Source organism: Corallococcus terminator (assembly GCF_049194865.1).
GTDB lineage: Bacteria > Myxococcota > Myxococcia > Myxococcales > Myxococcaceae > Myxococcus > Myxococcus terminator_A.
In genome coordinates, this window is the sequence record NZ_JBLZWL010000002.1 from 400,869 (window position 1) to 416,868 (window position 16,000).

9 protein-coding genes are annotated in these 16,000 nt (G+C 67.8%); 4 read left to right on the forward strand and 5 right to left on the reverse strand.

From position 1 onward, the window contains the following. Window positions 1–24 precede the first annotated feature (24 nt). The 5 genes from ACN469_RS03810 to ACN469_RS03830 all read right to left on the reverse strand — a co-directional run bounded on the left by ACN469_RS03810 (window position 25) and on the right by ACN469_RS03830 (window position 8,828). On the reverse strand, window positions 25–1,053 hold the full coding sequence (locus tag ACN469_RS03810) for an NAD-dependent epimerase/dehydratase family protein (protein ID WP_498764185.1): 1,029 nt from the start codon (window positions 1,051–1,053) through the stop codon (window positions 25–27). Continuing rightward, a complete protein-coding gene (locus ACN469_RS03815) occupies window positions 1,050–5,462 on the reverse strand; it encodes an AMP-binding protein (protein ID WP_498764187.1) in 4,413 nt (1,470 codons plus the stop codon). Before ACN469_RS03815 ends, ACN469_RS03810 begins: the two co-directional genes overlap by 4 nt. Before the next feature lie 8 nt (window positions 5,463–5,470). Next, a complete protein-coding gene (gene larAH / locus ACN469_RS03820) occupies window positions 5,471–7,081 on the reverse strand; it encodes an NPN-dependent hydroxyacid isomerase, LarAH14/15/16 family (protein WP_163868145.1) in 1,611 nt (536 codons plus the stop codon). 14 nt (window positions 7,082–7,095) lie between these two features. Beyond that, the gene (locus ACN469_RS03825; protein WP_163868144.1) at window positions 7,096–7,761 is read right to left on the reverse strand and encodes an HAD family hydrolase; all 666 of its coding nucleotides are present in this window, start codon (window positions 7,759–7,761) and stop codon (window positions 7,096–7,098) included. Between the two features lie 86 nt (window positions 7,762–7,847). After that, complete coding sequence (locus ACN469_RS03830) at window positions 7,848–8,828, reverse strand: NAD-dependent epimerase/dehydratase family protein (RefSeq protein ID WP_498764289.1); 981 nt, start codon at window positions 8,826–8,828, stop codon at window positions 7,848–7,850. A gap of 324 nt (window positions 8,829–9,152) precedes the next feature. Here ACN469_RS03830 and ACN469_RS03835 point away from each other — a divergent pair, with 324 nt between their 5' ends. The 4 genes from ACN469_RS03835 to ACN469_RS03850 all read left to right on the forward strand — a co-directional run bounded on the left by ACN469_RS03835 (window position 9,153) and on the right by ACN469_RS03850 (window position 15,962). Then, a complete protein-coding gene (locus ACN469_RS03835) occupies window positions 9,153–9,473 on the forward strand; it encodes an SWIB/MDM2 domain-containing protein (protein WP_498764189.1) in 321 nt (106 codons plus the stop codon). A gap of 190 nt (window positions 9,474–9,663) precedes the next feature. Further along, on the forward strand, window positions 9,664–12,765 hold the full coding sequence (gene treY / locus ACN469_RS03840) for a malto-oligosyltrehalose synthase (RefSeq protein WP_498764191.1): 3,102 nt from the start codon (window positions 9,664–9,666) through the stop codon (window positions 12,763–12,765). After that, a complete protein-coding gene (gene glgX, locus ACN469_RS03845) occupies window positions 12,762–14,900 on the forward strand; it encodes a glycogen debranching protein GlgX (RefSeq protein WP_498764193.1) in 2,139 nt (712 codons plus the stop codon). Before treY ends, glgX begins: the two co-directional genes overlap by 4 nt. A gap of 111 nt (window positions 14,901–15,011) precedes the next feature. After that, on the forward strand, window positions 15,012–15,962 hold the full coding sequence (locus tag ACN469_RS03850) for a TerC family protein (protein ID WP_498764195.1): 951 nt from the start codon (window positions 15,012–15,014) through the stop codon (window positions 15,960–15,962). Window positions 15,963–16,000 lie beyond the last annotated feature (38 nt).

The following is a 16,000-nucleotide window of genomic DNA, read 5'->3' on the forward strand; positions in this document are numbered from 1 at the left end:
GCGCTCATCACCGTGCGCGAAAGCTCAGGTGCCTTCGCGCAGGTCGCCGAGCCGGCCCTTGGTGCCGGGCAGGCTCCCGGGCGGCAGCTTCGCGTAGATGTGCTTCACGGTGTCGACGAGCGTCTCCTGCACGTCGCGCGCGTTGAAGCCGAGCTCCGCCTGGGCCTTGGCGGCATCCAGCCAGAAGTAGTGCTCGCCAATCTCCACTTCCTGCGGATCCAACGGCGCGGGCGTGCCGCGCAGCTTCGCCCAGCGCTCCAGCAACTGGCCGCCCAGGATGTTCACCTGCGAGGGCAGCCGCAGCCGGGGCGCGGGCACGCCGGTGAGGCGCTCCAGCCGCTGGAAGAACTCCCGGGTCGTCATGTTCACGCCCATCAGGTGGCGGCCGTACAGCTCGCCCCGGGTGAGCGCCTGGAGGAACGCCTCCGCGGCGTCGCGCACGTCCACGAAGGAGATGCCGCCACCCGGCATCGCCGGAATCTCCCGGTTGATGAACTTCACCACCGTCCACGTCGACGACAGCCGGTCATCCCCAGGCCCCATCAACAGGCTGGGGTTGAGCACCACGAGCGGAATGGCGTGCTTGCGGCAGTACTCCAGCGCCAGCTTCTCTTCGTAGATTTTCGAGATGTAGTACGGCCACCGCGCTACCACGGTAATCGGGTAGTCAGCGGACTCGTCGAAGACCGCCTCCTCCTTTGACACCGCCGTGGTGCCCGACGTCGACGCGAGGACGACGCGCTTGACGCCCGCCTCGCGCACGTCGCGCAGCAGCTCGCGCGTGCTGTCCACGTGCAGCTCGAACATCTTCCGCGCGTCCTTCGGCTGGAAGGAGACGAGCCCGGCGAGGTGATAGACGCCCTCCACGCCGTCCAGCGCGCGGCGCACCGCGTCCCGGTCCTTCAAGTCGCCCTGGACGTACTCCGTGCTCGCATACGCCGGCCCCGTCGGACGCGAGCGTCCGATGAGGCGCACCGTGTGGCCCGCCGCCACCAGCTTGGGCACCAGATGCGTGCCCAGGAACCCCGTGCCTCCGGTTACGAGCAGCTTCACGAGTGCTTCCCTCCCGAAGGCAGCGCGGGCAGGACGTCCACGTCCGTCGAGGGCGGTCCGCCCAGGTTGAGGACGCGTCCGTCACGCAGCTCGCGCACCGCGTCCTCGGCGATGCGGGTGGCGTAGCGGTAGCTCTCCGAGCGCGCCATGCCCTGCGTGCGCGCGCGCAGCGCCTCGTGTCCCAACGCGGGGCCGATGCTCACCTTGAGGTCCTTCGACTTGGGGAAGACGCTGCCCTTGGGCAGCGCGTCGAAGGCGCCGTGGATGTAGAGCGGCAGCACGTCCACCCGGTACGTCAGCGCCAGATAGCCCAGCGTGGACTTGAACTCCTGCAGCTCTCCGGTGGGCGAGCGCGTGCCCTCCGGGAAGATGAGGACGTTGAAGCCCTGGCGCAGCGCCTCGCCCGCCTGACGCAGCGACTGGCGCAGCGAGCCGTGCCGTTCGATGGGGACCAGGTTGGTGAAGTTCTCGAACCACGCGCGCTTGAGCGGCGTGTCGAAGAAGTAGTCGCGCGCGGCCAGCGAGACGAGCTGGTCTCCCTGCTCCTGCAGCACCACGCGCACCAGGCCCGCGTCCAGGTGGCTGGCGTGGTTGGCGATGACCAGGAAGTTGCGGTTCATCGGGATGAAGGAGCGGCCCGTCACCTTCACGTCGAAGACGCCGCCGTAGAGGACCTTCTGCCCGAAGGACAGCAGCTGCCGGCCCACGTCCGCGACGACGTCCGGCACCGGAATCTCCACCTCCTCCGCCTTCGCGTTCTCCTTGGAGATCTCCTTCGCCCGCGTCTCCGCCGACGGCCGGCGACCCGACGCAATCACCACCTTGCGCAGGTCCTCCACCGTCTGCACCTGCGTCAAATCCTCGATGGCCGGCAGCGGCACGCCCGCGCCTTCCAGCGCGGAGGACAGCTCCGTGAGCATCAGCGAGTCGAAGCCCAAGTCACCCGTGAGGTGCGTCTCCGGACGCACGTCGGAGAGCGGCTTGTGGCAGACCTCGGCGATGAGCGGGTAGAGCCACTCGGAAGCGCCGCCGGTGCCCGCCACCGTGGCGGCGACCTTCTCGCGCGCCTTGGTGGCGCTGGCCGCCACGCGCTCCAGCCGCTGCAGCTCCTCCACCACCTGCTTGCGCTTCACCTTGCGCGTGGAGGTGCGCGGCAGCTCACCATCCCAGAAGCGCAGCACCTTCATGCGCCGGTAGAAGGGCATGGCCGCGCCCACCTTGCGGAAGTGCTCCTCCAGCTCGCGGCGCACCTCCTCGCGGGGACGGTCGCCGTAGTCCGGCACGCACAGACACGCCACCTTCTCGCCACCCGCGTCGTCCGTCAGGCCGACGATGGACAGCTCCTTGACGTGCGGGTGCTCCTGGTACAGCTCCTCCAGTTCGTCCGGGTAGATGTTCTTCCCGTTGTGGTCGATGATGACGTCCTTGGCTCGACCCACCAGGTACAGCCGACCTTCCGCGTCCACGCGGCCCAGGTCGCCGGTGTGCAGCCAGCCTTCCTTCAGCACCGCCTCCGTCGCCTCGCGGTCCCCGAAGTAGCCCGCCATGACGTTGGGGCCCTTGGCCAGCACCTCTCCAATGCCGTCGTTGTCCGGCTGGAGGATGCGCACCTCGATGCCGGTGAGCGGCTTGCCCACCGAGCCGGGCGTGCGCTTGTTGCCAGGCGACGCGACGGCGAGCACCGGCGCGGCCTCCGTCAAGCCGTAGCCCTCCGTGATGTTGAAGCCCAGCTCGTGGAAGGCCTTGTGCACTTCCTCGGGCAGCGCCGAGCCACCCGACACCAGCACCTTGATGCGTCCGCCGAACTTGCGGTGCACGGGCCAGAACAGCAGCTTGCCCAGGTTGACGTTGGCGCGGTTCCGCAGCTCGCCGTGCGTGGCCATCATCGCCTTGATGGCCTGCTCCACCAGCGGCGGACGGCTGGCGAACTCCTGCGTCATCTTCCGGTGCAAGAGCTGCCACAGCGCCGGCACGCCAATCATCGCGGTGATGCGGCCCGTCTCGAAGACCTCGCCCAGCCGGTCCGACGTCAGCTCGTCGATGTACGTGATTTCCGCGCCACGCGAGAACGGCGTGAGGAAGCCCGCCGAGAACTCGAACGTGTGATGCAGCGGCAGCACGGACAACACGCCGTCGCCCACGCCCACGTTGAACACACCCGCCAGCTTCGCCACCAGCGAGGAGAAGTTGCGGTGGGTGAGCATCACGCCCTTGGGCGTGCCCGTCGTGCCCGACGTGAAGATGAGGCTCGCCAGGTCATCCGCCGACGCCGACTTGCGCACCGGCCCGATTCGGTCCGCCGGGTACGCCGGGTCGCCCGTCATCGCCTCCGCGAGGCTGGCGATGATGACGTTGTCACCCAGCGCGCCGAACAGGCCGGAGAAGTCTCGCGACGCGTCCTCGGACATCAGGCAGACCTTCGCCTCCGCCCGCTTCGCGATGTTGATGACCTCCGCCTCGCTCAGGCCCGGGTCCACCGGCACCATCGTCGCGCCCGCGCGCAGGATGCCGAAGAAGCACGTGCCCCACTCGGGCCGGTTCTCCGACACCAGCAGCACCCGGTCTCCCTGCTTCACGCCCGAGCGCACCAGGAAGCTGCCCACGCGCGCCGCGTAGCGGTGCACCTCGCCGAAGGTGAAGCGCTCCTCCTTCTCGCCCGCCACCATCCGGAAGGCCACCCGGTGCCGGTACGCATGCACCGTCGCCTCGAACAGCTCCAGCAAGTCGCGGTGCGCGGGGATGACGGTGCGCTTCTCGCGCTCCTCCTCCAGGCCGGGGAACACCCACTTCTCCAGGCCCGGCAGGTGCGTCTCCATGAAGTACGCGCGCCAGTCGATGTGCTCCGGGTCCCACGGAATCTTCAGCCGGTCTGAGTGCACCATGCGCGTGTAGACGGAGCGCGTGTTGTCACAGCGGAAGACGTACCGGTTCTCGTAGAGGAAGGGGAGGAACAGGTCCGTCATCGCGATGAGGCCCGCGTTGCTCGTCTCCACCTCTTCGAGCGAGACCTTGGCCTTGTCCAACATCGCCTGCACGGCCGGCGCGCCCCATGCGGGCCGCACCTCGTCGATGGCCTTCCTCAGGAATTTGGCGCCCCGGACGAGCATGGGCGCGCTCATCCACTCGAACTCGAGCTTGCTGACCGGCTGCGGCTCCAGCCGCGAGCGCAGCGAGTTGAGCACCTTGTTGCCCGACTCCTTGTTCCGGTAGTAGCGCCGCCGGTACAGGCCCACCAGCTCCACGGAGCGGCTGGCGTAGAACGGATTCACGTCGCCCGAGGCGAGCTGGTAGACGCGCCGCTCCTCCACGTCGATGGACTGCGCGGTGATGCCAATCGTCGCGCCCGCCACCTGGTCCACCGGGATGATGTCCAGGATGGTGTTCTCGCCCGCGGGGATGCCACCAGGGCCCTTGATGCCGGCGAAGGCCAGCGGGGCGGACGTGGTGAAGCCCTCGTTCCAACCCGGGAAGGGGAAGTGGCGCGCGCTCTCCACAATCGAGGGCCGCACAATCGCGTAGCGCAGCCCCGGCGTGCCGGCGATGACCTGCTCGCCCAGGGACTTCGTGTACGTGTACGTGTTGGGCCAGCCCCAGTGCGCCGCGCGCTCCATGCCCGCGCGCACCAGCTCGCCGCTCAGCCACAGCTTGCGCTCACGGCCCACTGCCAGCCGCATCGTCTTCTCGTCGTTGACGTCGCGGCCTTCCTCGGCCAGTCGGTCCAGCGCCTTCTTGCGGAAGGTGGACGTCAGCGCCCGGTCATCGGCCTGCTCGCGCAGCCGCGCTACGATTCGCTCCGCGTCCTTCAGCTCCTGCTCCAGGCTGAAGTCGCGCCCGTCCAGCTCGTCCTTCTTCGGGAAGTAGCCGCGGACCTCCTCGTCCTCGAACACGAGCCCGCTGCGGTTGCCCGCGACGAAGGACGTGGACATGTGGATGAGGGGCACCGCCCAGCGCAGCGCCAGCTCCACCGCGTACTTCACGCCGTGGGTGTTGACGTTGAGGCCGACCTCCAGCGACGGGTTGAAGGACACCAGGCCCGCGCAGTTGACGAAGGCGTGCACCTTGCCCGTCAGCTCCGCCACCTGAGCCTCTTCCAGGCCCAACCACGGGTCGGTGATGTCGCCGTCGAGGACGTGGCACTTCTTGCGCAGGAACTCGAGCGCGCCCTCTTCCCCGTACGTGTCGCGCAGGGGCTGGAAGGGCTCGCTGGTGGCGACCTTGTCGAAGAAGCGACGCTCGGCGGAGGCCGCGCTGCCCTTGCGGACGAGCACGTACACGCGCTCCAGCTCCTGCCCGTAGCGGTGCAGCAGCATGGACAGCGTCACCTTGCCCACGAAGCCCGTGGCGCCCGCGAACAACAGGCGCTTGCCGGTGAAGACCTGGGAGACGTTCAGCTCGGGTTGCGGTGACATGTCCGGCCTCACTTCACGTCCACCATCACCGTGGGGGCGATGCGCAGCAGGCTGATGGTGGCCGAGCGGCCCATGAAGCCGCGCGCTTCCTCGATGGCCTCGGTGAGCGTGTCGGTCCGGTCCCAGCCGAGCAGCGCGGGGACGTGGTTGTTCTCCGCGCCCGCGACGATGACCTTGCCCACGTGCTGGCGACCGTTCTCGCCCCAGTACCACATGTAGAAGGGGTGCACGCCGTGGTAGGCGTTGTTCTTCCGGTACAGGTGCACGTAGCTGGGGTTCTCCGCGAACTCCTTCTCGTACTTGTGCTCCAGCTTCATGGAGTCACGCGTCTCGGGAAGCAGCCGGTGGAAGAACTCGATGTAGCTGGGGTGGTGCTCCGGGTCGAACTCGTCGTAGGCCGGGTGCAGCAGGATGAGCACGCCGCCCTTCTTCACCAGCGGCACGCCGCGGTTCAGGTTGAAGAAGTAGCCCAGCCCCATCACCTGCACGAGCAGCGGGTTGAGGATGGAGTTGACGCTGTACGGAGAGACGAAGGGGATGGGGAAGATGACGATGTCGCTCTGCCCCTCCACCGGCACCACGTACTGCTTCCAACTGGTCTCCAGCGTCTTGGCGTGCGCGGGCTCGGTGGCCCCGGCGTACACGCCCGTGACGTCGTAGGGCGCCGGAATCGCGTTGAGGATCTTGCGGGCCGCCGCGCGGGGCATCTTGGACAACGCGTAGCGCATGGCCTGGAACTTCAGCCGGTCGCCCTCGGTGTAGTCCTCCTCGCGCTTGGCGAGGAAGTCCGTGGGCGCGCCGAACATGCGGTTGTTCAGCGTGGTCTCGATGTGGAAGACCTTCAGGTGCTTGTCGATGTTGCGGCCGATGCGCTCGTTGCTGCGGTACAGCGCGCTCGCCTTCGGCTCCATGTAGCTTTCCGAAGCGCGGATGGTCTTCGGATTGTGGTGGTGGCGCAGCGACGCGTAGTTGGACACGCCGGTGCCCATGGACTTGTGCCCGCCATTCATGGGCACGAAGTTCACGTTCACGTAGATGATGAGGTCGCTCTCCGCGACGCGGCGGTTCACGGAGACTTCCTCGCCGTGGGACGTGCGCTCCAGCGCGACGATGCCGTCCGGGTCCTCCGCGTCGTGGTTGTAGTAGCGGTCCGGATAGAAGGCGTCGTAGATCTTCTCGCCCACCATCCGCTTCATCTCGCCTTCCGTCATGCGACGGTGCAGCGCGTTGGCGATGACCAGGTGGACGTCATCCACGCCGCTGTCGGCGGCCAGCTCCAGCACCACCTCCAGGATGGACTGGCGCACGTCCGGCGTCACCATGGGCGGCAGGGGCACGCTGATGTCGTCGATGACGCACGTCAGCCGCATGCCCGGCTTGAGCAGCGCGTGCAGCGGGTCCATGCCATCCGGGTTGTTGATGGCCCAGCGGATGGCGGCCTTGACGTTGGGCACACCCGCCATGGGCGGGCGGGGGAAGATGACCCGGGTACCCACGGGCAAATCTTCCTGGAGGAAGCCTTCACCGTAGAAGAGGGCGCGCGGGGGGCTGCCCTTCTCGGTGATGACGACCTGGCTTTCCTCGTCGTACAGCTTCTGGAGCGTCTTGAACGGGCGCATGGCGGGCAAGGGGACTACTTGAGATCGAGGATGGGCCAGTTGTAGGCGCGCGCGATGGAGCGCAGCCGCAGGTCCGGGTTCACCGCGGTGGGACGGCCCACCACCGCGAGCATGGCGTAGTCGGAGGCGCTGTCGGAGTAGCCGTGGCACTTGTCCAGCGTCAGGCCCTCCTTGGCGCAGTAGGCACGGATGGAGTTGGCCTTGTTGGCGCCTTCGATGATGGGCGGAATCACCTTGCCGGTGGCCTTGCCGCCCACGAACTGCATCTTGTTGGCGATCAGGTCATCGGCGCCCAGGTGCCGGGCGAGCGGACGCATGGTGAAGTCCAGCGCGCCCGTCACCAGCACGACCTTGCACCCGCTGCGGCGGGCCTGGTCGATGAGGTCCTGGGACTGCTCGAAGAGCGCCGGCTGCAGCACGTCCTCGAACATGTCCTCCGCGATGGTGACGAGGCGGTCCTCGGTCAACCCCGCGTAATAACGGTAGAAGAACTCGTTGAACGTCTTGCGGTCCAGCGAGTCCATGAGCCCGAAGAGGGGCACGCTGAGGGCGGTGCTCAAGGTCCGTCCCGCGATGCCCGACACGGAGCCCCGGTTCATCGCGTAGTACGCGTAGACGTGGACGACGTTCGTCTTCACGAGCGTCCCGTCGACATCGAAAAAGGCGGCTTTCGAGGGCATGTGGCAGCGGGCTTCCTGACACTCCAAGGGGGGTGAGGTCAACGACGCTGGGACGGGGGAAAGCTCCCCCACCCCTGCTAGCATGGCTAGAGCCAGCCTTGCTCGCGGTACCACTCGGCGCTGCGGCGGATGGAGTCCTGCAAATCCCGCCGAGGGTGAAACCCCAGGAGGCGCTCGGCCTTCGCGCTGGAACAGGTCCAGGCGGGCGCGAGCAGCTGTCGGGCCAGCTTCCGGTTCAAGGGGAGCTTCTTGCCCGTCACCCGCGACACGCTGTCCGCCGCCGAGGCCAGCGTGCTCAGCACCCAGGGGCTCATGCGCACCGTGCGGGGCTGCAGTCCCAGCGCCTTCGCCCCCAGGTCCTGCACCGCTTCCAGGGACAAGGGCCCGCCCGGGCCCGCGCAGAAGAAGGCCTCGCCCACCGCGCTCGGGTGCTCGGCCTGGAGAATCAGCGCGTCCACCACGTCCTCCACGTCCACCATGGTGAGGGGCCGGGGGCCGCCCACCAGCTCCAGGCGGATGCCCTTCTTCACCAGCTTGAAGAAGGTGAGGTTCTCCCTGTCGCCGGGGCCGAGGATGCGCGGCGGACGCGACACCGTCACCGGCAGCCGGTCTCCATAGGAGAAGGCGATGCGCTCCGCCTCCGCCTTGCTCTCGCCGTACCACTCGTGCGGATGGAAGGCGTCCTCCTCGACGTGCGGGCGGGTGGGGGAGGACGGCCCCATGGCCGCCAGCGAGCCGACCAGGACCAGGCGCGGACGATGTCCCGCGGCCACCATGGCGTCGCACAACAGGCGCGTGCCCTCCGCGTTGACGCGCAGGAAGTCCTCGCGTGTCGCGCCGCGGCGAACGCCGGCGAGGTGGAAGACGACGTCCTGACCCTCCACGGCGGGGCGCAGCGAGGCCGCGTCCGTCACGTCCCCCTCCACGCGCGTATAGGAGATGCCGGCCAGTCCCGAGGCGTCTCCCCGAGGGCGCAAGAGGCACGTCACGGTGTCGCCGCGCGCCGCGAGGGCACGGGCCAACCAGATTCCAAGGAAGCCACCGGCTCCGGTGATGAGGGCTCGCATGGGTCGTTTCATCCGAAAAAGTACACCTCGTCCGCAAGCGGAATCCCACGTGCCCTGTCGCGAATCTCGCGAGGGCGGACATCGCGCGAGGCCGGCTTCTCGGGACGGGATGCGCCACGAGTGAGGGGGTGTCCGAGCGGGAATCGTGCTGCGGAGCCTGTTTCTCGGGCATGAAACGCGTTGCGTAGGGCGTTTCTAGAGGGAAAAACGCAGGAGAGGGCTGTTTTTCGGGCTTGGGCGTGCTACCTACGGCCCACCGGCACTGGCTTAGAATCAAGCGAGGCCGCACAACGTCCCCTTCGGAGGGGAGGAGACTCAAGACGAATGGCCGCCAAGAAAGCTGCTGTGAAGAAGGCTCCCGCCGCCGCCAAGAAGGCCCCTGCTGCCGCGAAGCGTAAGCCCAATGCGTCGTTCATGAAGGAGATGACTCCTTCCGCCGCCCTGGCTGAGATTGTCGGCACCAAGCCGCTGCCGCGCACCGAGGTTGTCAAGAAGCTCTGGGCCTACATCAAGAAGAACAACCTCCAGGATGCGAAGAACAAGCGGCAGATCAACGCCGACGACAAGCTCAAGCCCATCTTCGGCGGCAAGAAGAACGTCACCATGTTCGAGATGACCTCGCTGGTGAACAAGCAGCTGAGCTGACGCCGTCGCCGGGACTCCCCGGCAGTTGCATCCCCGAGGGCTCTCCGGAAGTTTCGGCGAGCCCTCTGCTTTTTGGTGCGCGCGCGGGTGCGGCGCGCACGTCAATCCGGCCCCTTGGAGCGTTGGATAGAGGGCGGAAGTCGCACCCCGTGCTGGCGTCCCAAGCGCTGGCGCCCTACCTCTCGTCCCCATGCTGCTCGACGGACTGGAAGAAGAGGGAACCGCTCCCACGGGGGCGTCGGGTGCCACCCTGAGCGCGGAGGCACTGGCGGAGGGGCTGTTCTCCCGCGTGAAGCAGGAGCTGGGCGCGCGTCCCCGGACTCCGCTGTCCACCTACCGGGTGCAGATGCACCGCGGGTTCACCTTTCAGCAAGCGCGCGAGGTGGTGCCCTTCCTGGCCCGCCTGGGCGTGAGCGACTTCTATGCCTCGCCTTATTTGAAGGCGACGCCGGGCAGCACCCACGGCTACGACTGCGTGGACCACACGCAGCTCAACCCGGAGGTGGGCTCGCCCGAGGACCACGCGGCCCTGTGCGCGACCTTGCGCGAGCACGGCCTGGGGCAGGTGCTGGACGTGGTGCCCAACCACATGGGCATCGAGCGCGACAACCGCTTGTGGATCGACGTGCTGGAGAACGGGCCCTCGTCCGTCTACGCCAAGTACTTCGACATCGACTGGTCGCCGGTGAAGGACGAGCTGCGCGACAAGGTGCTGCTGCCGATTCTGGGCGACCAGTACGGCGTCGTCCTGGAGCGCGGCGAGCTGAAGCTGTCCTTCCGCGAGGGAGCCTTCTTCCTCCACTACTACGACCACCTGCTGCCGGTGGCGCCCCGTCAGTACGGCCGCATCCTCCGCCACGGCCTGGAGCGACTGGAGGCAAAGCTGGGCACCGAGGCCCCGCCCATGGTGGAGCTGCTCTCCATCCTCACCGCGATAGAGCACCTGCCGCTGCGCACGGAAGTCGAGCGCGCCCGGGTCATCGAGCGGCACCGCGAGAAGGAGGTCATCAAGCGCCGTCTGGCCGCGGTGGCACAGGCCAGCGAGGACGTCTTGGCGTACATCCAGGACAACATCCGCGTCTTCAACGGGGAGCCGGGCAACCCTCGCTCGTTCGACCTGCTGGACGCGGTGCTGTCCTCGTGCAGCTTCCGCCTGGCGCACTGGCGGGTGGCGGGCGAGGAGATCAACTACCGGCGCTTCTTCGACATCAACGGGCTGGCGGCCATCCGCGTGGAGGACCCGGAGGTCTTCCAGGAGGCGCACGCGCTCATCTTCCGCTGGCTGCGCGAGGGCTGCGTCACCGGGCTGCGCATCGACCATCCGGACGGCCTGTTCGACCCCACCGCGTACTTCCTCGACTTGCAGGAGCGCTACTTCGTGGAGCGCGCGCACGCGCTGTTCCTCCAGGAGCAGGCCGGCGACGACGCGCGCTGGCCGGGCGTGGAGGCCGCGCTGCGTGAGCGCTGGCGCGCGGAGGTGACGGAGAACCCGGCGAGCCCGCTGCGCAAGGCGCTGTACGTGGTGGTGGAGAAAATCCAGGGGGGCCGCGAGCGGATTCCCGAGGCGTGGGCGGTGCACGGCACCACCGGCTATCGCTTCGCCAACGCGGTGAGCGGCCTCTTCGTGCACCCGGCGGCGGAGACGCACCTGACGGAGACGTACGAGCGGCTCACCGGGGAGCGAGGCGACTTCGCGGAGCTCGTCTACCAGAAGAAGCTCCTCATCATGCGCGTGTCCATGGCCAGCGAAATCAACGTGCTGGCCCATGAGCTCAACCGCATCTCCGAGATGAGTCGCCGCACCCGCGACTTCACGCTCAACTCGCTGCGGCGCGCGCTGGTGGAGTTCGTCGCGCTGTTCCCCGTGTACCGCACGTACGTGGACGGCTGGCGCCCGGGGCTGGACGCGCGCGACGTGCAGTACGTGGAGTGGACGATTCAGCGCGCCAAGGAGCGCAACGCCACCACCAACGCCTCCATCTTCGACTTCCTGCGCGACATCCTCCTGGGCCGCTACCCGGAGCAGTCCGACGAGCGCGAGCGCGCCGTCATGCTCCGCTTCGCGATGAAGCTCCAGCAGGTGACGGGCCCGGTCATGGCCAAGGGCCTGGAGGACACCGTCTTCTACATCTACAACCGGCTGGTCAGCCTCAACGAGGTGGGCGGCGAGCCGGAGCGCTTCGGGGTGCGCGCCAACACCTTCCACCTGCGCAACCAGGAGCGCGCGGAGCACTGGCCCGCCAGCCAGCTCACCTCCAGCACGCACGACACCAAGCGCAGCGAGGACGTGCGCGCCCGCATCAACGTGTTGACGGAGGTGCCCGAGGACTGGCGCAAGCTGGCTCGGCGGTGGATGCGCCTCACCGAGAAGTTCGTGACGCCGCTGCCCAGCGGCCCCGCGCCCAGCCCCAACGACGTCTACCTCTTCCTCCAGACAGTGGTGGGCGCCTGGCCCATGGGCGAGTCCCAGTCCCAGGAGGTCCTCGCGGACTTCCACCGCCGGGTGCGCGAGTACATGGCCAAGGCCATCAAGGAGGCCAAGGTCCGCACCTCGTGGACCAACCCGGACAGCGCCTATGACGACGCGATGGCCCGCTTCGTGGACACGTGCTTCGACCCGGACAAGGGCGCCACGTTCCTGGAGGAGGTGCGCGACTTCAAGCGGCGCATCGAGCGCGCCGGACAGCACAACGCGCTGGGACAGCTGCTCTTGAAGCTGGCCTCGCCCGGCGTGGTGGACACCTACCAGGGCTGCGAGCTGTGGGACTTGTCGCTCGTGGACCCGGACAACCGCCGGCCGGTGGACTTCGCCGCGCGCTCGCGGATGCTGGACGCGCTGGACGCGCAGGCGAAGGAGGACCGGGCGGGGCTGTGCGCGCGACTGGTGGATCACCTGGACGACGGCCAGGCGAAGCTCTTCCTGCTGTCGCGGGTGCTGCGGCTGCGGCAGCGGCACGCGGAGCTGTTCCGGAGCGGCGGCTACAAGGCGCTGGACTTGTCAGGGCCTCGGGCGCAGGCGGCGGTGGCCTTCGTGCGCGAGCAGGAGGACTCCGTCATCCTGGTGTGCGCGCCGCGCTACATCCTGTCCGCGCTGGAGGCCCCCGAGGGGCTGGCCGGTGCGTATGAGAACACGTTCCTCGACCTTCCGGAGGCATATGCGGGCATGATGTTCCGCGATGTCTTCACCGGGCGACAGGTGCGGCCCGAGCGTGGGTCGGGTGGCGTGGTGCTGCCTCTCGCGCCGCTCCTGTCGGGGTTCCCGGTGGTGCTGCTGGAGAGGAGCATTGGATGAGGAGGGCCGAGGTGCTTCCAGGGAAGCCGTTTCCCCTGGGCGCCACGTACGACGGGCATGGGGTCAACTTCGCGGTCTTCAGTGAGCATGCGAAGAAGGTGGAGGTCTGTCTCTACGACGCGGACGAGCCGTCGAAGGAGACGCGCCGCTTCCCGCTGCTGGAGCACACGCACCAGGTCTGGCACGGCTATGTGCCGGACCTGACGCCGGGGACGCTCTACGGCCTCCGGGTCCATGGACCGTTCGAGCCCAAGAAGGGCCAGCGCTTCAACCCGCACAAGCTGCTGGTGGACCCGTATGCCCGCGCCATCCATGGCCGCGTGGACTACAAGGCCCCCATCTACGGCCACGTGTCCGGAGGCAAGGACGAGGACCTGGTCCAGGACAAGCGGGACGACGCCGCGGCCGTGCCCAAGGCCGTGGTGCTCCAGGACTCCTTCGACTGGGAAGGCGACGCGCTGCCTCGCGTGCCCTGGCACCAGACGGTCATCTACGAGCTGCACGTCAAGGGCTTCACCCAGCTGCACCCGCGCGTGCCGGAGGAAATCCGGGGCACCTATGCGGGGCTGGGCCACCCGGCCGTGATTGAACACCTGAAGAAGGTGGGCGTCACCGCGGTGGAGCTCCTGCCCATCCACCACATCGTCGACGAGCCCTTCCTCGCGGAGCGGGGGCTGACGAACTACTGGGGCTACAGCACGCTGGGCTACTTCGCGCCGGACTCGCGCTACAGCGCCGCAGGCTCCCGAGGCGGACAGGTGGACGAGTTCAAGGCCATGGTGAAGGCGCTCCACCGCGCCGGCATCGAGGTCATCCTCGACGTCGTCTACAACCACACCTGCGAAGGCAACCACCTGGGCCCCACGCTGTCCTTCAAGGGCGTGGACAACGAGGCGTACTACCGCCTCACGGAGAAGGACCCGCGCTACTACCTGGACGTCACCGGGACCGGCAACTCGTGGAACGCCACGCACCCGTACGCGCTGAAGCTCGTCGCCGACTCGCTCCGCTATTGGGTGGAGGAGATGCACGTGGACGGCTTCCGCTTCGACCTGGCCACCACGCTGGGCCGCGACAGGCACGGCTACGACACGCGCGCGGCCTTCTTCCAGATTCTCCACCAGGACCCGGTGCTCAGTCAGGTGAAGCTCATCTCCGAGCCCTGGGACGTGGGCGACTTCGGCTACCAGGTGGGCAACTTCCCGGTGCTGTGGAGCGAGTGGAACGGCAAGTACCGCGACACCATCCGCCGCTACTGGAAGGGTGATGATCGGCAGGCGGCCGAGATTGGATATCGGCTCACCGGCAGCTCGGACCTGTATGCGCTGTCAGGCCGCAAGCCCGCCGCGAGCATCAACTTCGTCACCGCGCACGACGGCTTCACGCTGCACGACCTCGTCACCTACAACGACAAGCACAACGAGGCCAACGGCGAGGAGAACCGCGACGGCGGCAACGACAACCACTCCTGGAACTGCGGGGTGGAGGGCGAGACGGCGGACGCGAAGATCAACGCCCTGCGCGAGCAGCAGAAGCGCAACTTCCTGGCCACGCTCTTCCTGTCCCAGGGCGTGCCCATGCTGGTGGCCGGCGACGAGATGGGCCGGACGCAGAAGGGCAACAACAACGCCTACTGCCAGGACAACGCCCTGTCGTGGGTGGACTGGGAGCTGAACGACACGCAGCGCGCCCTCCTGGAGTTCACCAGCCGCCTCACCCGCCTGCGCCGCGAGCAGCCCGTGCTGCGCAAGCGCCGCTTCTTCCGCGGCGCGCACATGTGGGACAGCGAGCTGAAGGACCTCGCGTGGTTCCGGCCCGACGGCAAGGAGATGAAGAAGGACGACTGGGAGAAGCCCTACGTCCGCTCGCTCGCCTTCCTTCTGGGCGGTGACGCCATCGCCGCGCCGGATGACGAGGGCAACCGGATTGTCGGTGACACCGTGCTCGTCCTGATGAACGCCCACCACGAGCCCATCTCCTTCCTGCTGCCGGCCCTGGAGTGGGGCGCGGACTGGGAGCAGGTGGTGGACACCGCCATGGCGGGGGAGTCGCTGCACACACACACGCCCGCGGGCGGCAAGGTGCAGGTGGCGGGGCGCTCGCTGATGGTGCTGCGCCGACCCGCTACTGAGTAGCGCGGTGGCCGGGCCCCTGAAGCCCTTGGGGGCCCTGGTTATACGGAAGAGTCGACGCCCGGGCGCGCCGCCGCTAGGGTGCGCCGGCTGTTTCTGAAACAGGATTCACACGTGAATACGCAAGTCGCGCTTTGGGTGGGCTTCAACCTCTTCGTCCTGGCGATGCTCGCCGTGGACCTTGGTCTGTTCCACCGCAAGGACCACGCGGTGACGCCCAAGGAAGCGGGCATCTGGACGGTGGTGTGGATTTCCATCAGCCTCGCGTTCTGTGCGGGCATCTGGCACTTCTCCGGGCCCACCCCGGCGCTCCAGTGGCTGACGGCGTATGTCGTGGAGTACTCGCTCTCCGTCGACAACCTGTTCGTCTTCCTGATGGTGTTCAGCTACTTCCGGGTGGCGGCGGAGCACCAGCACCGGGTGCTGTTCTGGGGCATCCTCGGCGCGTTCGTCATGCGCGCGGTGCTCATCATCGCCGGCGCGGCCCTGGTGCAGCGCTTCCACTGGCTCATCTACCTGTTCGGCGCGTTCCTCGTCTTCACCGCGGTGAAGATGCTCGTCTCCAAGGACGAGGAGATGGACCCGGAGCAGAAGGGCATCGTCAAGCTGGCGCGGCGGGTGCTGCCGGTGGCGCGCCTGGGCGAGGGCAGCCGCTTCTTCGTCACCGAGGATGGCCGCCGCAAGGTGACGCCGCTGTTCATCGTCCTGCTGGTGGTGGAGGCCACCGACCTGCTCTTCGCCCTGGACTCCATCCCCGCGGTGCTGGGCATCAGCCAGGACGCCTTCATCATCTACACGTCCAACGTGTGCGCGATTCTGGGCCTGCGCTCGCTGTTCTTCGTGGTGGCCAGCCTGATGGACAAGTTCCACTTCCTGAAGCTGGGGCTGAGCGGAATCCTGGGCTTCGTGGGCGTGAAGATGCTGATTACGTACTTCAACATCCACCTCCCCATCGTCCTGTCGCTGGGTGTGATTGGCGGAATCCTGCTGGCCGCCATCGTCGCGTCGCTCATCTGGCCCAAGAGCCCGGAGCCCGGTCATGACCGGGAGAGCGCGAAAACCTGAACCCAGACGGGTGGCCCTCCGGGGTTTTGCTTGCAACC

Coding starts and splice junctions, on each gene's coding strand:
- glgX (WP_498764193.1), top strand. CDS start 12,762: ATGAGGAGGGCCGAGGTGCTTCCAGGGAAGCCGTTTCCCCTGGGCGCC.
- ACN469_RS03825 (WP_163868144.1), bottom strand. CDS start 7,761: ATGCCCTCGAAAGCCGCCTTTTTCGATGTCGACGGGACGCTCGTGAAG.
- ACN469_RS03835 (WP_498764189.1), top strand. CDS start 9,153: ATGGCCGCCAAGAAAGCTGCTGTGAAGAAGGCTCCCGCCGCCGCCAAG.
- treY (WP_498764191.1), top strand. CDS start 9,664: ATGCTGCTCGACGGACTGGAAGAAGAGGGAACCGCTCCCACGGGGGCG.
- ACN469_RS03815 (WP_498764187.1), bottom strand. CDS start 5,462: ATGTCACCGCAACCCGAGCTGAACGTCTCCCAGGTCTTCACCGGCAAG.
- larAH (WP_163868145.1), bottom strand. CDS start 7,081: ATGCGCCCGTTCAAGACGCTCCAGAAGCTGTACGACGAGGAAAGCCAG.
- ACN469_RS03830 (WP_498764289.1), bottom strand. CDS start 8,828: ATGCGAGCCCTCATCACCGGAGCCGGTGGCTTCCTTGGAATCTGGTTG.